This is a genomic window from Pseudooceanicola sp. LIPI14-2-Ac024 (assembly GCF_042188925.1).
Classification (GTDB): domain Bacteria; phylum Pseudomonadota; class Alphaproteobacteria; order Rhodobacterales; family Rhodobacteraceae; genus Pseudooceanicola.
On the sequence record NZ_CP170102.1, the window covers coordinates 3915219 to 3938663 of the forward strand.

Sequence of the window (23445 nt, forward strand, 5' to 3'; positions counted from 1 at the left end):
CATGACCTTCGAGACCAACCAGACCACCGGCCCCGACGTCGCCATCGTGGAAACCGAGGACGCTGTCGAGCGCCGCGCGCGCGAGGCCTACTTCACCGCCTCCCAGCGGCAGCTGATCTGGGCGCGGTTCCGCAGGAACACCAGCGCGATGATCGCCGCCGGCATCCTGGTCTTCCTGATCCTGTCGGGCATCTTCGCGTCCTTCATCGCGCCCTACGATCCGACCATCGCGGGCCGCGACAAGGATTACACCAACGGCGCGCCGCAGGTGCCGATGTTCTGCGACGACAACGGGTGTTCGTGGCGGCCCTTCATCTACGGCCTGAAACGCGAACGTTCGCTTGCCACCAACTTCCGCTGGGTGACGACCGTCGATCCCGACGACCGGCGCTATGTCTACCTCTTCGTCGAGGGCTGGGAATACGACATGGGCCCCTTCACCTTCGACACCCACCTCTTCGGCGTGGACGAGGGCTTCATCCACCTCTTCGGCACCGACGACACCGGCAAGGACATCTTCTCGCGCACCTTCGCGGCAATCTACACCTCGCTCGCGGTCGGCACCCTGGGGGTCCTGATCTCCTTCGTGATGGCGCTCATCATCGGCGGCGTGGCGGGGTACTTCGGCGGCTGGCTCGACGGCGTCATCCAGATGGTCACGGACGCGATACGGACGATACCCATCATCCCGCTCTTCATGGCGCTGGCGGCCTTCATCCCGCAGGAATGGTCGGCGGAGCAGAGGTTCTTCTTCATCACGATCATCATCGGCTTCATCAACTGGCCGACATTGGCGCGCCGGGTCCGCACCCACCTGCTGGTCGAACGGAACCAGGAATACGTCCTCGCCGCGCAGCTCCAGGGGGCACCGGCCGGCCACATCATCCGCCGCCACCTGCTGCCCAGCTTCACCAGCTACATCATCGTCGACCTCGTGATCTCGTTCCCCTACGTGGTGCTGTCAGAGACCGCGCTGTCGTTCATCGGCCTAGGGCTGAAGGATCCGGTCAGCTCTCTCGGCGTGCTGCTGCAGAACACCACCAGCGCCGACGTCCTGCTGAACTACCAGTGGTACTTCATCCCCGTCTTCTTCTTCATCGCGCTCGTGATGGCCTTCGTCTACGTGGGCGACGGCCTCAGGGATGCCGCCGACCCCTATGGAACGTCCCACTGATGAGCCTGATCTCCGTCCGCGACCTCGACATCCGTTTCCGCACCGACGAGGGGCTGATCACCGCCGTCGAGGGCGTCAGCTTCGACATCGCCCCGGGCGAGGTGCTGGGCCTCGTGGGCGAGAGCGGTTCGGGCAAGTCGGTCACCGCCAAGTCGCTGATGCGCCTGAACGGCGACAACACCGTCTACGGCGAGGGCAGCCAAGTCCACGTGACCGTCGACGGCAAGACCACCGATGTCCTCGCCCTCAGACGGGCGCGCGACATGGGCCAGATCCGCGGCGGCGCGATCTCGATGATCTTCCAGGAGCCGATGGCCTCCTTCGCGCCCGCGCTCACCGTCGGCAAGCAGATGGTCGAGCAGCTGATGATCCACACCGACATGACCAAGGCGCAGGCCAGGGCACATTCGATCGACATGCTCGCCCGTGTCGGCATCCCGGCGCCGGACAAGCGCTTCGACCAGTACGCCTTCGAGTTCTCGGGCGGCATGCGGCAGCGGGCGATGATCGCCATGGCGCTTTCGACCTCGCCCAAGCTCCTGATCGCGGACGAACCCACCACCGCGCTCGACGTCACCATCCAGGCGCAGGTGATCGACCTGATGAAGGACCTCGTGACCGAGTTCGGCATGGGCATCCTCTTCATCACCCACGACCTCGGCGTGATCGCCCAGACCGCCGACCGGGTGGCGGTGATGTACCTCGGCAAGATCGTGGAAACCGGCACCGTCCGGCAGGTGATCCGCGACCCGCGCCACCCCTACACCCGCGGCCTGATCGACGCCCTGCCCAAGCTCGAGGATCTCGGTGCCCCGCTGACCCCGGTGCCAGGGGACATCCCGTCCCCGCTGAACCGGCCCGCGGGCTGCGTCTTCCACACCCGCTGCGCCATCGCGCGCAAGGGCCACTGCGACCGTACGGCGCCGGACCTGCGGACCACCGGCGAGGGGCATACCGTCGCCTGCCACTACGCCGAGGGGCTGCCGGCGATGGAGGTGCCCGCATGAAACGCGATCCGCTGATCTCGGCCCGCGACCTCTATGTCAGCTACCCGCTGGGTCGCAACCTGCTGGGCGAAAAGCATTTCCTGAACGCGGTCGACGGCATTTCGCTCGACATCCAGCGCGGCCAGTTCTTCGGCCTCGTCGGCGAAAGCGGCTCGGGCAAGACGACGCTGGGCCGCGCACTGCTCAAGGCCGCTCCGATCACCTCGGGCCGCGTGATCTACCGCGACGACGAACGCGGCTTTGATCTGCAGTCGATCAAGGGCACAGACCTCAAGGATTACCGCAAGCGCGCGCAGCTGATCTTCCAGGACCCCTACGCGGCGCTTTCGCCGAGGATGACCGTGCGCGACATCATCGCGGAACCGCTGGAAGTCATGAAGCTCACCAGGAACCGCAAGGAAACCGACGAACGCGTGCGCGAGATCGCGGCGAAATGCCGGCTGAACCTCGAACACCTGCGCCGCTTCCCGCATGCCTTCTCGGGCGGGCAGCGGCAGCGGATTTCCATCGCCCGCGCGCTGGTCTCGGGCCCGCGGTTCGTGGTGGCCGATGAAAGCGTCGCGGCCCTGGACGTGTCGATCCAGGCCGACGTGCTGAACCTGCTGAAACAGATCCAGACCGACATGGGCATCGGGTTCCTCTTCATCAGCCACGACCTCTCTGTCGTCGCCCATGTCTGCGACGCTGTGGCGGTGATGTATCTCGGCCAGATCGTGGAAACCGCGCCGACGCGGGCGCTCTTTGCCCGCCCGCGCCATCCCTACACCTCGGCGCTGCTCTCGGCGATCCCCTCGCTCGACCCCGACGCGCCCAAGACGGCCGAGAAGCTCGAGGGCGAGATCCCGTCGCCCGCGGCCCCGCCGCCGGGCTGCAAGTTCCACACCCGCTGCCGCTTCGCCACCGACCTCTGCAAGCAGAAGGTGCCCGCCCTGCGCGAGGTCGCGCCGGGCCACCAGGCCGCCTGCCATTTCGCGGAAGAGTTCGATTTCACCCGCACCGCCGCCGCGCCCGCGACGGCCTGATGTCAGGCGTCGAGCACATAGCGCAGGGTCGGTGCACCGTGCAGCGTGACCTCTCCGTCCTCGCGGAACCCCAGCTTCAGCAGCACCCGCGCCGAGGCCGGGTTCGCCGCTCGCACCAGCCCACGCAGGCGCGGGGCCCGAAGGGTGCCGAAGCCGTGTTCGACCGCATGGGCCGCGATGGCCGAGGCATGGCCGTGCCCCCAGTGATCGGGATGCACGTGGTAGGAGACGTTGAGGTCGCGGCTGTCCTCGACCACCGTCAGCCCGCCGAAGCCGACCGGCCGCCTCGCGGCCTCGACCGTCCAGCGGCCAAAGCCGTGCCGGTCCCAGTGCGCGATGTCGCGCACAAGCTTGTCGGCGCAGACCTCGCGGCTGTCGGGGGTCGGATCGGGGCGGTGCGCGACCACCTCCGGGCGGGAAAAGACCTCAGCCATGAAGTCGAGGTCGCAGGGTTCGACCCGACGGAAGAAAAGCGTCATCCCCATCGCCAAGCCACCGTGACCACGTCATAAATCTCAGGCATGGTGCCAGCCATGACAGCAAAGCAGCGCCCCGGCAACATTCTTTTCGTGACCCTCGACCAGTGCGTCGCCTCGGCGATCCACGGCCCGCTGGCCGCGCATGTGCCGACACCGAACATCGACCGCCTCGCCGCCACCGGCACCCTTTTCGAGAACCACTTCACCGTCACGGTGCCCTGCGGCCCGGCCCGCGCCTCGCTGCTGACCGGGCTCTACGCGATGAACCACCGCGCGATCCGCAACGGCACGCCGCTGGCCCGCCACCACGCCACCGTGGCGACCGAGGCGCGCCGGTCCGGGTACGAGCCGCTCCTCTTCGGCTACACCGACATCGCCCCCGATCCCGCGGGCATGGATCCCGAGGACCCCGACCTGCATGTCTACGAAGGCGTGGCCCCGGGCTTCCGCGAGGTGGTCGAGATGCAGATGGAGGCCGGGCGCGAATGGCCCGCGCACCTGCGGTCAAGGGGCTACGACGTCCACCTACGCGCCGACGGCTGGCCCAGTTACTACGTGCCCGCGGGCAATGGCGGCCCGCGCGACCCGGCGATCTTCGCGGCCGAGGACAGCGACACCGCCTACCTGACCGACCGCACGCTGGTAGCGATGGACCTGCGCCGCGACTTCGGGCCTTGGTTCGCCCATCTCGCCTACATCCGGCCGCATCCGCCGCTGGTCGCGCCCACGCCCTGGAACCGCCTGGTCGACCCCGCCGGCCTGCCGCTGCCGGACCGGAGCGAACCCGACCACCCCTTCCTCTCCGCTTGGCATTCCCGGCCCTCGAACCGATCGCTCTTCCACGGCCATGACGGCGACAACCGCGCCATGTCGGATGCCACCACGCGCGAGGCGATCGCCGTCTACCTCGGCCTGCTGGCCGAGGTCGATCACCACCTCGGCCGCGTGCTCGACTGGCTCGACCGCACGGGGCAGGCGGACAGCACCCTGGTGGTGCTGACGGCAGATCACGGCGAGATGCTGGGCGCCAAGCACATGTGGGGCAAGGAAAGCGTCTTCGACCCGGCGCTGCACGTCCCGCTGATCCTGCGCGTGCCGGGGCAGGCGGGCGGCACCCGGGTCACGGCGCTCACCGAAAGCGTCGACGTGACCCCCACCATCCTCGACTGGATCGGCCGCACCCCGCCCCCCGCGATGGACGGGCACTCGCTCCTTCCCCTCACACGCGGCGAGACGCCCGCCGATTGGCGCGACGCGGTGCTGGCCGAGGCCGATTTCGGCCACCCGGTCACGCCCACGCGGTTCATGGATCACATGGGCCTGACCGTGAACCGCGCCGGGGCCGCGATCCTGCGCGAGGCGCGGTGGAAGTACGTGCATTTCGGCGGCGGTGTGCCACCCATGCTCTTCGACCTCGCCGCCGACCCGGACGAGACGACGAACCTCGCCACCGACCCGGCCCACGCGGACCAGCTCTCCCGCCTCCGCGCCCGGCTCATCGACCGGATGACCGAACGCCGCGACCGCCGCCTGACCCACCTGGCCCAGGGCGCCTGACCGCCTGCTTCTCCTGGTCGATGTATCCTCGGGGGTGAATTGCCCGGCCCCGCCGGGCAAGAGGGGGCAGACAGCCCCCTCCACCCATCCAATCAACCCCCCGTAGGGTGCGTGCTCCGCACGCACTGCCCCTAACGGTCCGAAACCTGCCAGCGCGGGTTGATCCACGGCGCCGCGTTCGACGGCGCCAGCGGCGCTTTGCCCAGGATGTGGTCCGACATCTTCTCGCCCACCATGATCGACGGCGCGTTGAGGTTGCCGTTCGGGATCAGCGGAAAGACCGAGCTGTCGGCGACCCTCAACGCGGCCACACCGATCACCCGGCCCTCGGGATCGACCACCGCCTGCGGGTCATCCGCCCGCCCCATCCGGCAGGTGCCGCAGGGGTGATAGGCACTTTCGGCATGCGCGCGGATGAAGGCGTCGAGCGCATCGTCGTCCTGCACCTCGGCCCCCGGCGAAATCTCGCGGCCGCGAAAGGCGTCGAAGGCGGGCTGACCAAAGATCTCCCGCGTCACGCGGATGCAGTGACGGAAGTCCTCCCAGTCGCGCGCATGGCTCATGTAGTTGAACCGGATCGACGGCGCGTCCTTCGGATCGGCGGACCGCAAGGTGACCGCGCCCCGGGACAGCGACCGGTTCGGTCCCACATGGGCCTGGAACCCGTGTGCCTTGGCCGCCGCGCGCCCGTCGTAGCGCACCGCGATCGGCAGGAAGTGGAACTGGATGTCAGGGTACTCCACCCCCGCACGCGACCGGATGAAGCCTGCGCTTTCGAACTGGTTCGACGCGCCGGGGCCGGACTTGAAGAGCAGCCACTGCGCCCCGACCATCGCCTTGCCGATCAGGTTCCAGTACTTGTAGAGCGTCACCGGCTGCGAACATTCCTGCTGGATGTAGAGTTCCAGGTGGTCCTGCAGGTTCGCCCCCACGCCGGGCCGGTCGGCCACGACCGCGATCCCGTGGTCGCGCAGATGCGCCGCCGGTCCCACGCCCGACAGCATCAGCAGTTTCGGCGAGTTGATCGACGAAGCGGCGAGGATCACCTCGCGCCGGGCCCGGATGACCTCGCGCGTGCCGCCGCGCTCGACCTCGACACCCGTCGCCCGGCCGTCCTCGATCACCACCCGCGTCGCCAGCCCGCTGACCAGCGTGCAGTTCTTCCGCTTCAGCGCCGGCCGAAGGTAGGCATTGGCCGCCGACCAGCGCCGCCCCTTCCAGACGGTCTGCTCCATCGGGCCGAAGCCTTCCTGCTTCTCTCCGTTGTAATCGCCGGTCAGCTCGAACCCCGCCTGCGCGCCCGCCGTGACAAAGGCCTCGTGCAGCGGGTTCTCGCGGGTGCCCCGGGTGACATGCAGCGGCCCGTCGGTGCCGCGCCACTCCGGGTCCCCACCGTGGCCGCCGTCGTGCCAGGTTTCCATCCGCTTGTAGTAGGGCAGCACGTCGGCATAGGCCCAGCCGTCCGCCCCCATCTCGGCCCAGGTGTCGAAATCGCGGGCATGGCCCCGGACATAGACCATGCCGTTGATGCTGGACGACCCGCCGATCACCTTGCCGCGTGGCGTGGCGAGGCGACGGTTGCCCAGACGTGGCTCGGGCTCGGACTGGTAGCCCCAGTCGTAACGGGCCATGTTCATCGGGTAGGACAGCGCGCCCGGCATCTGGATGAACGGCCCCGCGTCGGTGCCGCCGTATTCCAGCACGATCACCGAATGGCGCCCGTCCTCGCTCAGCCGCGCGGCCATGGCGGACCCGGCCGAGCCGGAGCCGACGATGACGAAATCCGCTTCCATCAGAACGGGGCCTCGGTGTCGCCCATGCAGACGTAGACGCTCTTGGTCTGGGTGTAGTGCTCCAGCGCCGCGCGCCCGTTCTCGCGCCCCACGCCCGACAGCTTGTTGCCGCCAAAGGGCAATTCCACCGGCGTCAGGTTGTAGGTGTTGATCCAGCATGTCCCGGCCTGCAGCTGCGCCACGACCCGGTGCGCCCGGGTCAGGTCACGGGTGAAGAGCCCCGCCGCCAGCCCGAAATCGGTGTCGTTGGCGCGCGCGATCACCTCGTCCTCGTCGGTGAAGGAAAAGAGCGACAGGACAGGGCCGAAAATCTCGTCCCGCGCGATGGTCATGCCGTCGGTGACCCCGGCAAAGACGGTGGGCTGCACGAAGAGATCGCCCTCAGCTTCACCGCCGCAGAGCAGCCTCGCCCCCTCGGCTTGGCCCGCCGCGATCGCCGCCAGCACCTTGTCGCGCTGCGCCTTCGAGATCAGCGGCCCGATCGTCGTCTCGGGGTCCAGCGGATCGCCCATCCGGGCGTTCGCGGTCCGCTCCACCAGCCGCGCGGCAAAGGCGTCGTGGATCGCGGCATGCACGTAGACCCGCGTGCCGTTCGAACAGATCTGCCCGAGGAATAGAAATTCGCGTTGATCGCGGCCGACACCGCATTCTCGATATCCGCGTCGTCAAAGACGATCAGGGGCGACTTGCCGCCCAGTTCCATCGTGACGTGGCGGATGCCCTCGGCGGCGGCGGCATAGACCTTGCGCCCGGTCGGCACCGACCCGGTGAGAGAGACCTTGGCGCAGCGCGGATCGCTGACCAGCGCGGCACCGACATCGCCGCGCCCCTGGAGGACGTTGTAGAGCCCTTTCGGCGCGCCCGCCTCGACGAGGATCTCGGCCAGCTTCAGCGCCGAGAGCGGCGTTTCCTCGGACGGCTTGAAGATCATCGCGTTGCCCGCCGCCAGCGCCGGCGCGGCCTTCCAGCAGGCGATCTGGATCGGGTAATTCCACGCGCCGATCCCGACGCAGATCCCCAGCGGCTCGCGCCGGGTGTAGACCCAGTCGCCCCCCAGCTGCACCGTCTCGCCGTTCAGCGTGGTGGCGATGCCGGCAAAGAACTCCAGCGCATCGGCGCCCGAGGCCGCGTCGGCGACCAGCGTCTCCTGGATCGGCTTGCCGGTGTCGAGCGTTTCCAGCTCGCTCAGTGCCTGGTTTCGCGCGCGCAGCAGGTCGGCGGCGCGGCGCAGCACGCGGCCGCGTTCGACCGGGGGCAGGGCGGCCCATTCCGCCTGTGCCGCCAGCGCGGTGTCATAGGCCATGTCGATCTCGGCCGGGGTGGCGGCGTGCAGCTCGGCGATGACCGAGCCGTCGTAGGGATAACGGTCCTGCATCAGTGTGCCGGCGGTGTCGTGGCGATATTCACCACCGATGAAATGCGAGGCCGGGGGCTGGGCGCGCATCGTCACTCTCCTCTCGGGTAGCGTTTGTTCTCTTCGAGGACGTTGAGGTCCATGTGGTTCCGCATGTACCGCTCCGACGCCTTCTGCAGCGGCTGGAAGTCCCACGGGTAATAACTGCCGTTGCGCAGCGCATCGTAGACGACGTGCCGACGGGCCTGGCTCTGCCGGACCTCGGCATCGAAGGCAGTCATGTCCCAGCGGTCCGCGACGAAGGCGGCCATCTCGGCGGCCCGGGCGGCGTGGTCCGGATGGGCGGCGAGGTTTTCCAGCTCGTCCGGGTCGGCGTCGAGGTCGAAGAGCAGGGGCGGATCGAGCTCGCAGTGCACGTACTTGTAGGCACCCGAGCGCAGGCCGACGAGCGGGGCATAACTCGCCTCGGCCGCGTATTCCATCAGCACGGGGGTGTCGCGCACGCCGGTCTCGATCAGCGGCAGCAGCAACTCGCCATCGGTCCAGGGCAGGACCTCGGTCAGGTCGATCCCGGCAAGGTCGGCAAGCGTCGGCGTCACGTCCATGGTCGAGACCGGGGCATCGATCCGGCGCGGCGCCACCCCGGGCGCGGCGATCATCAGCGGTACCCGCGACGACCCCTCGAAGAAGGTCATCTTGAACCACAGGCCCCGCGCGCCCAGCATGTCGCCATGATCCGACAGGAAGAGGATCACGGTGTTGTCCTCCTGCCGGGTGCCGCGCAGCGCCTCGAGCATCCCGCCGATCAAATCGTCAAGGTACGAGATGTTCGCGAAATAGGCGCGGCGGGACCGGGCGATGTCCTCGTCCGTGATGTCATAGTCGCGCCAGTTGTTGGCGTCGAAGATGCGCTTCGAATGCGGGTCCTGCTCGTCGTAGGGGATCGCCGGCACCTCGGGGGCGAGGTGGTCGCAATCCTCGTAGAGATCCCAGTACTTCTTCCGCGCGACGTAGGGATCGTGCGGGTGGGTGAAGCTGGCGGTCAGCATCCACGGCCGGTCGTCCAGCCGGCGGCCGAGGTCATAGATCTTGCGCGTCGCGTTGTAGGCGACCTCGTCGTCGTATTCCATCTGGTTGGAGATCTCGGCCACCCCCGCACCGGTGACCGACCCCATGTTGTGATACCACCAGTCGATCCGCTCGCCCGGCTTGCGATAGTCCGGGGTCCAGCCGAAATCGGCCGGGTAGATGTCGGTGGTCAGCCGCTCTTCGAACCCGTGCATCTGGTCGGGGCCGACGAAATGCATCTTGCCCGACAAGCAGGTGGAATAGCCCGCCCGGCGCAGGTGGTGCGCGTAGGTCGGGATGTCCGAGGCAAACTCGGCGGCGTTGTCGTAGACGCGCGTGCGGCGGGGCAGGGCACCCGCCATGAACGACGCCCGCCCCGGCGCGCAGAGCGGCGAGGCGGTGTAGCTGTTGCGGAACCGGACCGACCGCTCGGCCAGCGCCTTGATGTTGGGCGCGTGCAGCCAGTCGGCGGGGCCGTCCGGGAACAGCGTACCGTTCAGCTGGTCGACCATGATGATGAGGATGTTCGGGCGGTCAGCCACGGGCTTTCCTTTCCAGCCAGAGGGCAAGGTAGTCGCAGACCAGCGCCTGGCTGGCATCGCGGTCGGGGGCGACGGATTGCAGCGCGTGGCGGATGTAGAAACCGTCGATCATCGAGGCGAGGCCCTGCGCCACCTGTTCCGCCTCGTGCCGGGGGAAGAGCTGCACCAGGTCGTGCATCAGGTTCGACTTGAGCCGCCGGGCATAGACCAGCAGCAGGCGGGCGACCTCCTCGGACTGCATGGCGCGGACGTAGAACGTCAGCCAGGCCGCCACGACCTCCTTGTCGAACTGGCCCTCGGCAAAGCTGGCCGCGATGATCGCCCGCAGCCGCGCCTCGGGATCGTCGAGGTTGCGCAGGCGCAGCGTCACGCTGTCGCCGAAGCTTTTCAGGATGTGGCGCATCGCGGCGAGGAAGATCTGGTCCTTCGAGCCGAAGTAGTGATGCGCCAGCGCCGAGGACATGCCGGCGCGCTTGGCGATCTGGCTCACGGTCACGTCCAGCGATCCGGCCTCGCCGATCGCCTCGATCGTGGCCCGGATCATCGCCTCGCGGCGGAGCGGTTCCATTCCCACCTTTGGCAATTCGGAAAACTCCTCTAGGGTGCCCGCGAACCGCCTTGTCCGAGAATGGCTTGCGGGTGCGATGGGTTTTTGATTAACTCATCAATCAATAAAAACACAAGACCCACTCCGGTCATGTGATCAACCGAAACAGGAGGAACTTTTATGTTGAACCGCAGCATTGCGAGCGTTCTGGCCCTCGCCCTCGGGGCAGGGACCGCGATGGCCGACTGCGACGAGGTCGTGTTTTCCGATGTCGGCTGGACCGACATCACCGCGACCACCGCGGCCACGAGCGTGATCCTCGACGCGCTGGGCTATGAGACTGACATCAAGGTGCTTTCCGTCCCCGTGACCTACACCGCGCTGAGCAAGGGCGACGTCGATGTCTTCCTCGGCAACTGGATGCCGACGATGGAGGCCGACATCGCCCCCTACCGCGAAGACGGCAGCGTCGAGACGGTGCAGACCAACCTCGAAGGCGCCAAGTACACGCTGGCCGTGAACAAGGCCGCCGCCGACCTCGGGATCGACAATTTCGCCAAGATCGCCGAGCACGCCGATGCGCTCGACGGCAAGATCTACGGGATCGAGCCCGGCAACGACGGCAACCGCCTGATCATGGACATGATCGGCCAGGACGCCTTCGGCCTGAAGGACTTCGAGGTTGTCGAAAGCTCGGAGCAGGGGATGCTGGCACAGGTCAAGCGGGCCACCGACCGGGATGAGCCGATCGTTTTCCTCGGCTGGGAACCGCACCCGATGAACGCGAATTTCGAGCTGACCTACCTCGAGGGCGGCGACGATTTCTTCGGCCCGGATCTCGGCGGCGCGACCGTGATGACCAACACCCGCAAGGGCTATGCCGAGGAATGCCCGAACCTGGGTGCGCTGCTCGACAACCTCGTCTTCTCGCTGGCGATGGAGAACGAGATCATGGGCGCCATCCTCGACGACGGCGAAAAGCCCGAGGCGGCCGCCAAGACCTGGCTGCAGGCCAACCCCGACATGTGGAAGGGCTGGCTGGACGGCGTGACCACCAAGGACGGCGGCGATGCCGTTGCCGCGGTCGAAGCCGAACTGGGCTGACCGGACCCCCGGACATGCGTCACGAATTTGTCGCATGTCCGGCAATCCCGCCGCGGCGGCGCTTGCCGCCGCCGCGCGCGTGCTAGGCTTTCCCCGGGGTCGCGGAACGCGGGCGCGGGCAGGGGCCACCGCCCGGACACCGGAGACCCGCCATGACCCGAGACCGAGGATCGCGCTGACATGCTCGACTGGCTGACCGATCACAAGATTCCCGTGGGCGACTGGGCCGGCGCCTTCTTCGAATGGCTCGAAGACACCTTTTCTTTTTCTTCGATGCGCTGGCCAACTCGCTCGACGCCGCCATCGACGGCCTGCTCTGGGTCCTGCAGACGCCAAATCCGCTCATCATCATCGCCGTCTTCGCCGCGCTGACCTGGGTGCTGCAGCGAAATTGGAAGACCGCGCTGCTGGTGGTGCTGGGCTTTCTCTTCATCATCAACCAGGGCTACTGGGAAGAGACGACCGAAAGCCTCGCGCTCGTCATCTCGGCCTGCGTGGTCTGCATGGGGCTGGGCGTGCCGATCGGCATCGCCGCCGCGCACCGGCCACGCCTCTATGCCTGGATGCAGCCGGTGCTCGACCTGATGCAGACGCTGCCGGCCTTCGTCTACCTGATCCCCGCGATTGTCTTCTTCGGCATCGGCATGGTGCCGGGTCTCTTCGCCACGGTGATCTTCGTGCTGCCGGCGCCGATCCGCCTGACCCATCTCGGCGTGTCCTCCACGCCCACACCGCTGCGCGAGGCGGCGCAGGCCTTTGGCGCCACCGGCCAGCAGACGCTCTGGAAGGTCGAACTGCCCTACGCCCTGCCGCAGATCATGGCCGGGCTGAACCAGACCATCATGCTGTCGCTGTCGATGGTGGTGATCGCCGCGCTGGTCGGCGCCGACGGCCTTGGCGTGCCGGTCGTCCGGGCACTGAACACGGTGAACACCTCGCTGGGCTTCGAAAGCGGCTTCGTCATCGTCGTGGTCGCCATCGTCCTCGACCGGATGCTGCGCGTGGGGAACCGGAAATGAGCGCCGTCACCTTCGACAACGTCTCCATCGTTTTCGGCAACGAACCGGACACCGCCCTGCCGCTGATGGACAAGGGCCACGACCGCGCCACCGTGCAAAGCCGGACCGGCCAGGTCCTCGGCGTGCACGACTGTTCGCTCGAGGTGGCCGAGGGCGAGATCCTCGTCCTGATGGGCCTGTCGGGGTCGGGCAAGTCAACCCTGCTGCGGGCGGTGAACGGCCTGAACCCGATCACCCGTGGCGCGGTCACGGTGCATGACGGCGACTGGTCCTGCACCCTGCCGCGCGACGGCGCAAAGCAGCTGCAGAAGCTGCGGCGCGAATGCGTCGCGATGGTGTTCCAGCAATTCGGCCTGCTGCCCTGGCGCAACGTGCTCGACAACGTGGCGCTTGGCCTTGAACTGGACGGCGTGCCCAAGGCCGAACGGATCAAGCGCGCGCGTGACAAGCTGGAGATGGTCGGCCTGACCGACTGGGCCGACCGCAAGGTGAGCGAATTGTCCGGCGGGATGCAGCAGCGTGTGGGCCTTGCCCGCGCCTTTGCCACCGACGCGCCGATCCTGCTGATGGACGAACCCTTCTCGGCGCTCGACCCGCTGATCCGGTCGCGGCTGCAGGACGAGTTGCTGGAACTGCAGGCGCGGCTCCAGCGCACCATCCTCTTTGTCAGCCACGACCTCGACGAGGCGTTCAAGATCGGCAACCGCATCGCGATCATGGAGGGCGGGCGCATCGTGCAATGCGGCACCCCGGCCGAGATCATCGCCAACCCGGTCAACGACTACGTCGCCGATTTCGTCGCCCACATGAACCCGCTCGGCGTGCTGCGCGCCCGCGACGTGATGAGCAAGCGGCACGCGCCGGAAAGCGCGCCGTCGATCGCGGCCGAGGCACCGGTGACCGAGGCGATGGGGATGCTCGACACCGAGATCCGCGTGCTCTGCGTGCGCGAGAATGGCAAGCCGATCGGGCGGATCACGGCCGAGGACGTGCTGGCCGCCCTCCGGGGCTGATCAAGGGAGAGGGAGCCCGCGGCGGACATCCATGCGGAACGCGGAGCCGGAAGGGCCTCAGCCCAGGAGGGCGAGGACCAGCGGCAGCGTCGCCACGGCGGCGAGTGTCTGCGCCGTGACGATCCCGGCCATGTAGGTGCCATCGCCCTTAAGCTGCGTGGTCAGCACGTAAGAGGTCGGCGCGGTCGGCACGGCGGTGAAGATCACCAGCACCAGCGCCTCGACCCCCGACAGCCCGAGCGCGAGGCCCACCCCGGCCGCCAGCATCGGCATCACCAGGAGCCGCAGCGCCGAGACGCCCGCCACCGCCACGATGTCGCTGCGCAGCGCCGCCGGTTGCAGCGCCGCACCGACGCAGAGCAGGCCAAGCGGCAGGCTTCCCCGCGCCAGCAGGTCGAGGAAGTTGCCGGTGCCGTAGGGCAGGCCGACCCCCAGGAGCGCCAGCGCGATGCCGACGAGGCAGGCGAGGATCAGCGGGTTCCTGAGCATCGTGGCGATCATCACGCGCGGACGCCGGGCCGCACCGCCCTCGGTCAGGGCGAGGATCGAGAGCACGTTGACCAGCGGGACCGATATGGCGAGGAAGACCGCTGCCCGCTCCACCCCCGCGGCCCCGGCAAGGCTCGCCGTCACGGCGAGGCCCAGGTAGGTGTTGAACCGCACCACGCCCTGCAACGCCGGGCCGAAGCGCGCGGCGGGCACCGGGCGGATGCGGCGCGCCAGCGACAGGAGAAGGGCGGCGACGAGGATGGTCACGACCGCCGCCCCGCCCAGGCGCAGGATCGCCGGATCGCGGACCGGCGCATTCACCAGGCTCGACACCAGCAAGGCGGGAAAGAGGATGAAGTAGTTCAGCCGTTCCGCCGCGGGCCAGAAGCCGGGGCCGGGCTGCCCGCTGCGGGCCAGCAGGAAGCCGAGGCAGATCAGGGCGAAGAGCGGCCAGATCGTCAGGATGAGCAAGGGGCGTGACCTATGCGGCGTCGAAAGTTCCGGCCCCCGGCCTAGCACCCGGCAGGGGTCGGACGCCAGAGGCCGGGGCGCAGGGGCGGCCCTGCAATTTGCCCCGGCCCGCCCCCTTCCGTTTCCCCGGCGAATGGGGAAGAGTGTCGCGCGACCACGGAAGGAGCCCCCGATGACCCTCACCCTCACCGAACGGACCGGCGCACGCGTGCTGGTCGATCAACTGCTGGCGCAGGGCGTCGACCGCGCCTCCTGCGTGCCGGGCGAAAGCTATCTCAGCGTGCTCGACGCGCTGATCGGATCGGGGGTCGACCTGCTCACCTGCCGGCAGGAGGGCGGGGCCGCGATGATGGCCGAGGCCTGGGGCAAGCTGACCGGCCGGCCCGGCATCTGCTTCGTCACCCGCGGTCCGGGGGCCACCAACGCCGCCGCAGGCGTCCACGTCGCGGCGCAGGATTCCACCCCGATGATCCTTTTCGTCGGCCAGGTTGCGCGCGGCATGAAGCATCGCGAGGCGTTCCAGGAACTCGATTACGGCCAGGTCTTCGGCACCATGGCCAAGTGGGTGGTCGAGATCGACGATGCCGCCCGAATCCCCGAGCTGATCGCCCGCGCCTTCCGCGTCGCGATGCAGGGCCGCCCCGGCCCGGTCGTGGTCGCTCTGCCCGAGGACATGCTGGACGACGTGGTGACGGTGGCCGATGCCCCGCGCGCCGACCCGGCCGAAACCGCACCGGTGGCGGCCGACATGGAAAGGCTGGCCGATCTGCTGGAAGGCGCGCAAAAGCCCTTCGCCATCTTCGGCGGTTCCCGCTGGGATGCTGACGCGGTCTCGGCCTTCACCGGGCTCTGCGAACGCTATGCCATCCCCTTCGCCGCCAGCTTCCGCCGGGCCGGCATGGTCCCGGCGCAGCACCCGAACTACGCCGGCGACCTCAGCCTCGGCGCCAACCCGGCGCTGGTGAAGGCGATCGGCGAGGCCGACCTGGTGCTGATCGTGAATTCCCGCATGTCCGAGATCTCGTCGCAGAGCTACACGCTGCTGCCGATCCCCTCGGGCAGCCAGACACTGGTGCATATCCATGCCGACCCGGACGAGATCGGGCGCGTCTACCAGCCCGCGCTCGGCATCAACGCCTCGCCCCGGGGGCTCGCCCCGGCGCTCGACACCCTCAGCCCCTCCGCGCCCCGCCAGGGCGCCTGGGTGGCCGAGGCGCGCGCCGGCTACATCGACTGGTCCGAGGAACCGAAGCAGAACCCCGGCACGCTCCAGATGGGGCAGGTCCTGCGCTGGATGCGCGACACGCTGCCCGATGACGCGATCCTGACCAACGGCGCGGGCAACTTCGCGGTCTGGCTCAACCGCTATTACCGCTTCCGCACCTTCAACACCCACCTCGCGCCGACCTCGGGCTCGATGGGCTACGGCTTTCCCGCCGGGATCGCCGCCAAGCGGGCGCATCCGGACCGGGTGGTGGTGAACCTCGCCGGTGACGGCGACTTCATGATGACGGTGCAGGAATTCGCCACCTGCGCGCATCACGGCATCCCGCTGATCGTCGTGCTGGTCGACAACGGCATGTACGGCACCATCCGCGCCCACCAGGAGCGGGAGTTTCCCGGCCGCGTCTCGGCCACGTCGCTCACCAACCCCGATTTCGTGGCGCTGGCCGAGGCGCATGGCGGGTTCGGTCAGCGGGTCGAGAAGGCCGAGGATTTCGCCGACGCCTTCTCGGCCGCGCAGGCCAGCGGCAAGCCCGCGATCCTGCACCTGATCCTCGATCCCGAGGCACTGTCGCCGACCGCGACGATCACCGGCCTGCGCGCGCGGGCAAAGTAGGCGTTTCCCGGGCCGCAGCCTTGGTCTGCGGCCCGCGTCGACGGGCCGGGGCCGGGCTGGCCGAAACCATCCCCCGAAACGGAAACAGCCCCGGCCTTGCGGCGCGGGGCTGTTCCATACGAGGTATCCTTGGCGGATCAGGCGGTCGCCTGGGCCTTCAGGATTTCCTTTTTCACTTTCAGCGCGGCATCGGACAACTCCGAATCCTTCGCCTTGGCCAGGAACTTGTCCAGACCACCGCGGTGATCGACGGTGCGCAGCGCGGAGGCGGAGATCCGGAGCTTGATGTTCCGGCCCAGAGCTTCCGAGCGCAGCGAAACGTCGTTCAGGTTCGGCAGGAACCGGCGACGGGTCTTGTTGTTCGCATGGCTGACATTGTTGCCCGTCATCGGGCCTTTTCCGGTCAGTTCGCAACGGCGCGACATGGTCTTTCCTCGATCGTCTAGCGGGCGGGTCGCGCCCTCGTCCAAATGAAACGGCGCCGCCATTGCGCAGCGCCTTCGAATTCCGTCCGCGGTCTTTACGGGCAATCGCCGGAGAGGTCAAGCCAAGTCGCCCCGGCTTTCGCTGAACCCGGCGTGAAGACGCGGACGGGTTTCACGGCGCGAACATCAGCTGCGGGAAGGCGTCGCGCCAGCGGCGGGTGAAGATCTCGCGCTTGTCGGCATCCAGCGCGACGAGGAGGGACGGATGCAACCCGATCGGGCGTTCCAGCGTCTCGGCCGTGCCGCTGACCTCGATCGCGCTGCCGTCGCCCTCGCCTAGCCGCACGATCAGGTCGCGCGCCTCGAGCTGGGCCTGCCCCTCGGGCGAAAGCAGGAAATCCACCAGGTCCTGCGCCGCGGCGGCCTCGGCGGCGCCGTCGGGGATCATCGCGGCGCGGGCCAGGATCAGGGTGTAATCCTCTGGCGCGACGATGCCGAGGTTCGGATCGCGCCGCGCCCGTTGCAGTGCGTACGAGCCGAGGACGTTGTAGGCCACCAGGAAATCACCCGCCGCCACCGCGTCGATGATCTCGGCGGAGCAGCAGGTCGCCACCGACCCGCTGCGCCCGAAGGCCTCCATCAGGCCGCCGAAGGTCGTCGCCTCGAGCGAGTCGCTGAAGGCCAGCAGGAAGCCGACGCCCAATTCCTCGATGTCGTAGGTCGCCACCCGCCCGGCAAAGCGGCTGTCGGCGGGCCGGAGCAGGTCCAGCAGCGCAAAGCGCGAACGCGGCACCTCGTCGGGGGCGACCCGGGCGCGGTTGTAGACCATGACCGCCGGTTCCCGCGTCACGCCCCAGAGCTGGTCGCGCCAGCGCAGCGCGGCGGGCAGCCGGGCGGTTTCCTCGGACTGGTAGGACGAGGCACAGCCTTCGTTCACCAGTGACACCATGTGGTGCACGGCCGAGCTGATCACGAGGTCGGCACCGGGCTCACCGGCGACGCAATCGGCCACCGACAGCGCAAAGAGGTCGTTCGACCCCCATTGTTCATAGCGGATTCGCGTGTCGGGCCGGGTCGCCAGGTAGTCCTCGATCACCGGCCCCAGGACCGACAGGTCGGTCGGGCTGCGCACCACCACCGTGTGCGCCGCATCCGCCGGGCCGAGCATGCGGGTCAGCTCGACCTCCTGCGCGGCGGCGGGCAGGGCGAGGGCCAGCCAGAGAAACGCCAGCCACCTCATCGCCCGCGCCTCGGCAGGATCAATTCAACGGTGAAGCGACCGGGCGCGCGCGACATCCGGATCTCGCCGCCGTGCCCCTCGGCGACCTCGCGGGCAATCGCCAGGCCGATGCCGCTGCCGCCCGCGCCGCCGGTATGTGCAAAACGCAGGCCCGCATCGGCCACGATCGCCTCGGACGGGCCGGGGCCGCAGTCGCTGACCCAGAGGCTCGGGCGTGCGCCGTCGCTCACCCCCAAGCGGATCGGCGGCTGGCCGTGGCGCAGGGCGTTGGTCAACAGGTTCTTGCCCGCCTCGGCCAGCGACAACGCGTCGCCCGTCACCGGCACCGGGGCATCCGCCAGCTCAAGCTCGACCTCGGTCCCGGCCTGTAACACGAGGTCGTCGCAGGCCTCGACGATCTCGACCGCCACGTCCCGCAGGTCGAGCGGCGTGGCCGGTTCGGTGTCCGCCCGGTGGATGATCATCGCCCGGCTCAGCAACTGGTCCAGCAATCGCCCCAGCCCCGCCGCGCGGTCCTGGATGCGCGCCACGATGCGGTCGCGCCGCTCGGGGTCGGGCTCGCTCGCCGCCAGTTGGGCCTGCGCCCGGATCGCGGCCACCGGCGTGCGCAGTTGGTGCGCGGCGTCGCCGATCAGCTTGCCGGTCGCGACGCTCTGCCGTTCCAGCCGCGCCATGAAGGTGTTGAGCGATGTCAGGATGCCCGCGATCTCCTGCGGAGCGGACAGCGACAGCGGCGTCAGGTCCGTCGGTTCCCGCGCCGCCAGCGCCGCGCCGATCCGGGGCAGGGGCTGCAACGCCCGGCTCACCACCAGCCAGCCGAAAAGCGCCATCAGCGCCCCCGCCGCCCCCAGCACGATCAGCGCGTTCTGCGCGGTGTCACGGGCCAGGTCGCGGCGCGCCAGCAGCGTGTGCCCCACGACGATCACCACCGGCCCGGAAAAGCTGCGCTCGGCGAACCGGCGGGTCAGCGCGACGTAGCGGGCGGGTTCCACGCCAAAGCGGGCGTCGTAGAACACGGCCTCTCCGTCCGCGTCCCCGTCCGGCAGCGGCGCGGTCGGATCGCCGGTCAGCGTCATGCCGTCCGGCCCGACCACGCGGTACCGGATGCGGTCGTCGGGCGCGAGCGACAGCAGCTCGAAGGCCGACACCGGCAAGTCCACCAGCGCCTGCCCGTCGCGGATCGAGATCGAGGTCGCGATGTCCGCCGCGGCCCCCAGCAGCAGCCGGTCATAGGCCTCGCGCGCGGCCTCCCGGCCATAGGCCAGCGCGGTGACCAGCACCACCGCACCGCCGAGGATCAGCACCGAGGACACCGCCAGCGCCACCCGGGCCTTGAGCGACAGCGTCGCGCGGACGCCGGTGGTCTCAGTCATCCTCGGCATCCATCCGGTAGCCGAGGCCGCGGTGCGTCTCGATCCGCGCCTGCGACCCGGCCAGCTTCTTGCGCAGCCGCGCGATGTAAAGCTCGACCGTGTTGGTGCCCACCTCGGCGCGGTCGAACGAGAACATCCCCTCGAACAGCCGTTCCTTCGACAGGATCTGGCCCCGGTGGGACATCATCAGGTTCAGAAGCGTCATCTCGCGCCGGGTCATGTGCACCGGAGCGTCGCCGATCCGCACCACCCGCGCGGCCGGGTCAAAGACGAGGTCGGCCAGCCGCATCTGGCTGTTCGAGCGCCCGGTCTCGCGCCGGATCAGCACCCGCAGCCGCGCCTCGAGCTCGCGCAGGTCGAACGGCTTCACCAGGTAGTCGTCGGCGCCGGAATTCAGCGCCTCGACCCGCGCCTCGACCTCGAACTCGGCGGTCAGGATCAGGACCGGCGTGCCGTCGCCGCGGGCGCGCAGCCGCTTCAGCAGGCCGCGCCCGTCGCCATCCGGCAGGCTGATGTCCAGCACCAGGGCGTCGTAGGTCTGCACCGCCAGGAAATCGGCGGCCTCCTCCAGCGTCGGTGCCAGGTCGCAGGCAAATCCCGCCCGTTCGAGGCTGGCCACCACGGCATCGCCCACGTCGGCCGTGTCTTCGATGATCAGCACGCGCATCCGCCACTCCCCTGCAGCGCACACCATATCCCGCGGGGCGCGGCGGGAAAAGCGCCGCCTGCGCTGGCACATGACAGGTTCACGACAGGTTCGCTGCCTATGGTCGCCCCTCGTCGGGCCCCGGCTGAGTGGGGCCCCCGAATGATGTGGAGGAGACACATGGAATTCACGACACTCCGGCGCGGCCTGGCCGCCGCTGCCTTCCTCGCCTGCGCGCCCTTCGCGGCCGCGGCCCAGGACTTCACCCCCGAGAACCCGGAATGCATCGCCCCCGCCAACCCGGGCGGCGGCTGGGACTTCACCTGCCGCCAGGTGGGCAAGACCCTGCAGGACCTCGGCCTCATCCCGTCCACCATGCAGGTCGTGAACCTGTCGGGCGGCGGCGGCGGCGTAGCCTTCGCCGAGGTGGTGAACAAGCGTAACGAGGACAACGACCTGATCGTCGCGGCCTCGTCCGCCACCGCAACCCGGCTGGCGCAGAACGCCTTCCCGGGCAACACGATGGACCAGGTCCGCTGGCTGGGATCGGTCGGCGCGGATTACGGCGTGATCGCCGTGGCCGCCGACAGCGAGATCAGCACGCTGCCCGAGCTGATGGAGCAGATCAAGGCAGACCCGACCTCGATCGCCATCGGCGGCGGTTCGGCCGTCGGCGGCTGGGACCACCTGAAGGTCCTGATCGCGGCCAAGGAAGCGGGCGTCGACGACGTGCGCCGCGTCAAGTACATCGCCTTCGCGGGCGGCGGCGAGGCGGTGACCCAGCTCCTGGCAGGTTCGCTCCAGGCCTTCACCGGCGACTTGTCCGAAGCCAAGGGCTTCGTCGAGTCGGGTGACATCAAGGTCGTCGCCGTCCTCGCCCCCGAGCGGCTGGAAGGCGAGTTCGCCGAGTTCCCGACCGCGCGCGAGCAGGGGATCGACGCCATCGGCGCGAACTGGCGCGGCTTCTACGCCCCGGGCGGCATGAGCGACGCGGCCTATGACTACTGGGTCGCCCAGCTCGAACTCGCTCTATTCCAGCGAGGAGTGGCAGACCGTGATGGCCAACAACGGCCTCGCGCCGCTCGACCTGCAGGGGGACGAGTTCCAGGCCTTCGTCGCCGAGTCGGTCCAGTCGATCCAGGACCTCTCGCGCGAGATCGGCATCCTGCAGTAACCGCGCATCGCGCACCCGGCGCCTTCGGCCCCCGCGGGCCGGAGGCGCCCCAGTTTCACCGAGTCCGGGAGGGGTCCGCATGAGCGACCGCATCTTTGGCGGGATCGGCCTGGTCCTTGCCATCTTCTTCGCCTGGCAGGCATCCATCATCCAGGAAAGCTTCCTGTCCGACATCGTCGGGCCCAAGGTCTTTCCCTACATCATCGCGGCCGTCATGGGCCTCGCCTCGATCTACTTCCTGGTCAAGCCCGACCCGGAACCCGACTGGCCCACGGCCGGCCGCCTGGCCGAGATTGGCCTCGCCGCGCTGGTGATGTTCGCCTACGCCCAGGCCCTGCCGGCCTTTGGTTTTCTCATCGCCACCGCCATCGCCGCCGCCTACCTGACCTGGCGCCTCGGATCGCGCCCGCTGGAAAGCGTGCTGATCGGCGTCGGCACCTCGGTCGGCATCTACGTCATCTTCCGCCTGCTGCTTGGCCTCAGCCTCGCCCGCGGCCCCTTCGGTTTCTGAGGAGAGCCCCATGGAACTGATGTCCAACCTCGCCGACGGTTTCGCCGTCGCGATCACCTGGCAGAACCTGGCGTTGGCGCTGATGGGCTGCTTCCTCGGCACCATCATGGGCGCGTTGCCGGGCCTCGGCCCGTCGAACGGCGTCGCCATCCTGATCCCGCTGGCCTTCACGCTCGGCCTCGGCGCCACGCCCTCGCTGATCCTGCTGACATCCGTCTACTACGGCGCCATGTACGGCGGGCGGATCTCTTCGATCCTGCTGAACATTCCCGGTGATGAACCGGCGATGATGACCTGCCTCGACGGCTATCCGATGGCCCAGAAGGGCCGGGCGGGCGAGGCGCTGGCGCTGTCGGGCGTGGCCTCCTTCGTCGGCGCCTTCTTCGCCACCTGGGGCCTCGTCCTGCTGGCGCCGCAGCTCGTCAAGGTCGCGCTGCTCTTCGGCCCGGCGGAATACTTCGCCCTCTTCGCGCTGGCCTTCGCCACGCTCGGCGGCATCTCGTCCACCAACCAGGCGAAATCGGCCTTTGCCGCCGCGCTCGGCCTCGGCCTGGCGATGATCGGCATCGACACCCAGACCGGCGTGCCGCGCTTCACCTTCGGCGAGGTGCACCTCTACGACGGGATCGACTTCCTCGTCGCCATCGTCGGGCTCTTCGCCCTGTCCGAGGTGTTCATCTTCCTTGAACACCGCGGGACCGAGCGCGACATCTCGAACAAGCCCAAGATGGAGGTCGGCAAGATCATCCCGTCCTGGGGCCTGATCCGCTCCTGCATCCCGACCATGGGCCGTACCACGATCCTCGGCTTCATCGCCGGCGTGCTGCCGGGGGCGGGCGCCTCGCTGGGCTCGTTCATCTCCTACTCGATGGAAAAGCGCCTGGTCGACAAGGAAGGCACCTTCGGCACCGGCGACCCGCGCGGCGTGGCCGCCCCCGAGGCGGGCAACAACGCCGCCGCCGGTGGCGCGCTGGTCCCGATGCTGGCGCTCGGCGTGCCGGGCTCGGGCACCACGGCGGTCCTGCTCGCGGTGCTGCTGGCACTCAACATCACGCCGGGCCCGCTGCTCTTCACGCAGAACCCCGACGTGGTCTGGGGCCTGATCGCGGCGCTCTTCATCGCCAACTTCATGCTGCTGGCGATGAACATCCCGATGGTCGGCATCTTCACCCGCGTCCTGCTGGTGCCGCCGCGCATCCTGATGCCGATCGTCGCGATGATCTCCTTCGTCGGGATCTACGGCATCTCGGGTTCCAGCTTCGACCTGACGGTCATGGTCCTCTTCGGGATCATGGGCTGGGTGCTGCGCAAGCTCGACGTGCCGCTGGTGCCGATCATCCTCGGCACGCTGCTCGGCAACGAGATGGAGGTGAACTTCCGCCGTGCCGTCAACATCGCCGACGGGGACTACTGGGTGCTGATCGGCTCTCCGCTGACCATCATCCTGTGGTCGATCGCGATCATCGGGTTCATCCTGCCGATCCTCGTGGGGGGCGTGCTGCGCCGCCGGATGCGGATGGCGCGCGACGACGAAGGCAGCATCGTCGACTGATCCGACCACACTCACGGACCTGCCAGTGACCAGAGGGGGCGCAAC

18 protein-coding genes and 3 pseudogenes are annotated in these 23445 nt (G+C 68.7%); 11 read left to right on the forward strand and 10 right to left on the reverse strand.

The window, feature by feature from the left end; all coding sequences use genetic code 11:
* Nucleotide 1 precedes the first annotated feature (1 nt).
* From ACE2AC_RS19215 to ACE2AC_RS19225, 3 genes are read left to right on the forward strand one after another with little or no spacing between them, the layout of a single operon-like run.
* Entirely contained in the window at nt 2-1174 is a 1173-nt protein-coding gene (locus ACE2AC_RS19215; protein ID WP_375689320.1) for an ABC transporter permease, read from the forward strand.
* On the forward strand, nt 1174-2181 hold the full coding sequence (locus ACE2AC_RS19220) for an ABC transporter ATP-binding protein (RefSeq protein ID WP_375689322.1): 1008 nt from the start codon (nt 1174-1176) through the stop codon (nt 2179-2181). The genes ACE2AC_RS19215 and ACE2AC_RS19220 overlap by 1 nt, the downstream gene beginning before the upstream one ends.
* Entirely contained in the window at nt 2178-3203 is a 1026-nt protein-coding gene (locus ACE2AC_RS19225; RefSeq protein WP_375689324.1) for an ABC transporter ATP-binding protein, read from the forward strand. The genes ACE2AC_RS19220 and ACE2AC_RS19225 overlap by 4 nt, the downstream gene beginning before the upstream one ends.
* Before the next feature lie 2 nt (nt 3204-3205).
* Here ACE2AC_RS19225 and ACE2AC_RS19230 read toward each other — a convergent pair whose 3' ends face one another.
* Complete coding sequence (locus ACE2AC_RS19230; RefSeq protein ID WP_375689326.1) at nt 3206-3682, reverse strand: GNAT family N-acetyltransferase; 477 nt, start codon at nt 3680-3682, stop codon at nt 3206-3208.
* Nucleotides 3683-3736: 54 nt separating this feature from the next.
* Between ACE2AC_RS19230 and ACE2AC_RS19235 the strand changes: the two genes are divergently transcribed.
* Entirely contained in the window at nt 3737-5239 is a 1503-nt protein-coding gene (locus ACE2AC_RS19235) for an alkaline phosphatase family protein (protein ID WP_375689328.1), read from the forward strand.
* Nucleotides 5240-5370: 131 nt separating this feature from the next.
* Here the strand turns inward: ACE2AC_RS19235 and betA are convergent, their stop codons facing one another.
* The 4 genes and pseudogenes from betA to betI all read right to left on the reverse strand — a co-directional run bounded on the left by betA (nt 5371) and on the right by betI (nt 10564).
* Nucleotides 5371-7032: a choline dehydrogenase gene (gene betA / locus ACE2AC_RS19240; RefSeq protein WP_375689330.1), complete on the reverse strand. Its 1662-nt coding sequence runs from the start codon at nt 7030-7032 to the stop codon at nt 5371-5373.
* Nucleotides 7032-8476: pseudogene (betB, locus tag ACE2AC_RS19245) on the reverse strand (betaine-aldehyde dehydrogenase). Before betB ends, betA begins: the two are co-directional and overlap by 1 nt.
* 2 nt (nt 8477-8478) lie before the next feature.
* The gene (gene betC, locus ACE2AC_RS19250) at nt 8479-9966 is read right to left on the reverse strand and encodes a choline-sulfatase (protein WP_375692138.1); all 1488 of its coding nucleotides are present in this window, start codon (nt 9964-9966) and stop codon (nt 8479-8481) included.
* 22 nt (nt 9967-9988) lie between these two features.
* Nucleotides 9989-10564, reverse strand: a complete 576-nt coding sequence (betI, locus tag ACE2AC_RS19255) for a choline-responsive transcriptional repressor BetI (RefSeq protein ID WP_375689332.1) — start codon at nt 10562-10564, stop codon at nt 9989-9991.
* 159 nt (nt 10565-10723) lie between these two features.
* Here betI and choX point away from each other — a divergent pair, with 159 nt between their 5' ends.
* The 3 genes and pseudogenes from choX to choV all read left to right on the forward strand — a co-directional run bounded on the left by choX (nt 10724) and on the right by choV (nt 13679).
* Nucleotides 10724-11647: a choline ABC transporter substrate-binding protein gene (choX, locus tag ACE2AC_RS19260; protein WP_375689334.1), complete on the forward strand. Its 924-nt coding sequence runs from the start codon at nt 10724-10726 to the stop codon at nt 11645-11647.
* A 180-nt stretch (nt 11648-11827) separates the two neighbouring features.
* Nucleotides 11828-12666: pseudogene (choW, locus tag ACE2AC_RS19265) on the forward strand (choline ABC transporter permease subunit).
* Entirely contained in the window at nt 12663-13679 is a 1017-nt protein-coding gene (gene choV, locus ACE2AC_RS19270; protein WP_375689336.1) for a choline ABC transporter ATP-binding protein, read from the forward strand. The pseudogene choW and the gene choV overlap by 4 nt, the downstream one beginning before the upstream one ends.
* A gap of 57 nt (nt 13680-13736) precedes the next feature.
* Here choV and ACE2AC_RS19275 read toward each other — a convergent pair whose 3' ends face one another.
* Nucleotides 13737-14639 (reverse strand): AEC family transporter, encoded by a 903-nt coding sequence (locus ACE2AC_RS19275; protein ID WP_375689338.1) that lies wholly within the window; start codon nt 14637-14639, stop codon nt 13737-13739.
* A gap of 172 nt (nt 14640-14811) precedes the next feature.
* Between ACE2AC_RS19275 and ACE2AC_RS19280 the strand changes: the two genes are divergently transcribed.
* Nucleotides 14812-16479 carry a thiamine pyrophosphate-binding protein gene (locus tag ACE2AC_RS19280; protein WP_375689340.1) on the forward strand — a complete coding sequence of 556 codons (1668 nt, stop codon included), beginning with the start codon at nt 14812-14814 and terminating at the stop codon, nt 16477-16479.
* Between the two features lie 137 nt (nt 16480-16616).
* On the opposite strand, the gene rpmB is transcribed toward ACE2AC_RS19280, so the two are convergent.
* From rpmB to ACE2AC_RS19300, 4 genes are all read right to left on the reverse strand, one after another.
* Nucleotides 16617-16904 carry a 50S ribosomal protein L28 gene (rpmB, locus tag ACE2AC_RS19285; protein ID WP_375692139.1) on the reverse strand — a complete coding sequence of 96 codons (288 nt, stop codon included), beginning with the start codon at nt 16902-16904 and terminating at the stop codon, nt 16617-16619.
* 172 nt (nt 16905-17076) lie between these two features.
* A complete protein-coding gene (locus ACE2AC_RS19290) occupies nt 17077-18144 on the reverse strand; it encodes an ABC transporter substrate-binding protein (RefSeq protein WP_375689342.1) in 1068 nt (355 codons plus the stop codon).
* Nucleotides 18141-19517 carry a sensor histidine kinase N-terminal domain-containing protein gene (locus tag ACE2AC_RS19295; protein ID WP_375689344.1) on the reverse strand — a complete coding sequence of 459 codons (1377 nt, stop codon included), beginning with the start codon at nt 19515-19517 and terminating at the stop codon, nt 18141-18143. Before ACE2AC_RS19295 ends, ACE2AC_RS19290 begins: the two co-directional genes overlap by 4 nt.
* Nucleotides 19510-20184 (reverse strand): response regulator, encoded by a 675-nt coding sequence (locus ACE2AC_RS19300; protein WP_375689346.1) that lies wholly within the window; start codon nt 20182-20184, stop codon nt 19510-19512. The genes ACE2AC_RS19295 and ACE2AC_RS19300 overlap by 8 nt, the downstream gene beginning before the upstream one ends.
* 159 nt (nt 20185-20343) lie before the next feature.
* On the opposite strand from ACE2AC_RS19300, the pseudogene ACE2AC_RS19305 reads away from it, so the two are divergent.
* The 3 genes and pseudogenes from ACE2AC_RS19305 to ACE2AC_RS19315 all read left to right on the forward strand — a co-directional run bounded on the left by ACE2AC_RS19305 (nt 20344) and on the right by ACE2AC_RS19315 (nt 23400).
* Nucleotides 20344-21337: pseudogene (locus ACE2AC_RS19305) on the forward strand (Bug family tripartite tricarboxylate transporter substrate binding protein).
* 79 nt (nt 21338-21416) lie between these two features.
* Entirely contained in the window at nt 21417-21848 is a 432-nt protein-coding gene (locus tag ACE2AC_RS19310) for a tripartite tricarboxylate transporter TctB family protein (RefSeq protein WP_375689348.1), read from the forward strand.
* Nucleotides 21849-21858: 10 nt separating this feature from the next.
* A complete protein-coding gene (locus ACE2AC_RS19315; protein WP_375689350.1) occupies nt 21859-23400 on the forward strand; it encodes a tripartite tricarboxylate transporter permease in 1542 nt (513 codons plus the stop codon).
* Nucleotides 23401-23445 lie beyond the last annotated feature (45 nt).

What these genes read in the sequence shown, in the direction of transcription:
- ACE2AC_RS19215 (WP_375689320.1), top strand. Translation starts at nt 2, where the DNA reads ATGACCTTCGAGACCAACCAGACCACCGGCCCCGACGTCGCCATCGTG.
- ACE2AC_RS19220 (WP_375689322.1), top strand. Translation starts at nt 1,174, where the DNA reads ATGAGCCTGATCTCCGTCCGCGACCTCGACATCCGTTTCCGCACCGAC.
- ACE2AC_RS19225 (WP_375689324.1), top strand. Translation starts at nt 2,178, where the DNA reads ATGAAACGCGATCCGCTGATCTCGGCCCGCGACCTCTATGTCAGCTAC.
- ACE2AC_RS19230 (WP_375689326.1), bottom strand. Translation starts at nt 3,682, where the DNA reads ATGACGCTTTTCTTCCGTCGGGTCGAACCCTGCGACCTCGACTTCATG.
- ACE2AC_RS19235 (WP_375689328.1), top strand. Translation starts at nt 3,737, where the DNA reads ATGACAGCAAAGCAGCGCCCCGGCAACATTCTTTTCGTGACCCTCGAC.
- betA (WP_375689330.1), bottom strand. Translation starts at nt 7,032, where the DNA reads ATGGAAGCGGATTTCGTCATCGTCGGCTCCGGCTCGGCCGGGTCCGCC.
- betC (WP_375692138.1), bottom strand. Translation starts at nt 9,966, where the DNA reads ATGGTCGACCAGCTGAACGGTACGCTGTTCCCGGACGGCCCCGCCGAC.
- betI (WP_375689332.1), bottom strand. Translation starts at nt 10,564, where the DNA reads ATGGAACCGCTCCGCCGCGAGGCGATGATCCGGGCCACGATCGAGGCG.
- choX (WP_375689334.1), top strand. Translation starts at nt 10,724, where the DNA reads ATGTTGAACCGCAGCATTGCGAGCGTTCTGGCCCTCGCCCTCGGGGCA.
- choV (WP_375689336.1), top strand. Translation starts at nt 12,663, where the DNA reads ATGAGCGCCGTCACCTTCGACAACGTCTCCATCGTTTTCGGCAACGAA.
- ACE2AC_RS19280 (WP_375689340.1), top strand. Translation starts at nt 14,812, where the DNA reads ATGACCCTCACCCTCACCGAACGGACCGGCGCACGCGTGCTGGTCGAT.
- rpmB (WP_375692139.1), bottom strand. Translation starts at nt 16,904, where the DNA reads ATGTCGCGCCGTTGCGAACTGACCGGAAAAGGCCCGATGACGGGCAAC.
- ACE2AC_RS19290 (WP_375689342.1), bottom strand. Translation starts at nt 18,144, where the DNA reads ATGAGGTGGCTGGCGTTTCTCTGGCTGGCCCTCGCCCTGCCCGCCGCC.
- ACE2AC_RS19295 (WP_375689344.1), bottom strand. Translation starts at nt 19,517, where the DNA reads ATGACTGAGACCACCGGCGTCCGCGCGACGCTGTCGCTCAAGGCCCGG.
- ACE2AC_RS19300 (WP_375689346.1), bottom strand. Translation starts at nt 20,184, where the DNA reads ATGCGCGTGCTGATCATCGAAGACACGGCCGACGTGGGCGATGCCGTG.
- ACE2AC_RS19310 (WP_375689348.1), top strand. Translation starts at nt 21,417, where the DNA reads ATGAGCGACCGCATCTTTGGCGGGATCGGCCTGGTCCTTGCCATCTTC.
- ACE2AC_RS19315 (WP_375689350.1), top strand. Translation starts at nt 21,859, where the DNA reads ATGGAACTGATGTCCAACCTCGCCGACGGTTTCGCCGTCGCGATCACC.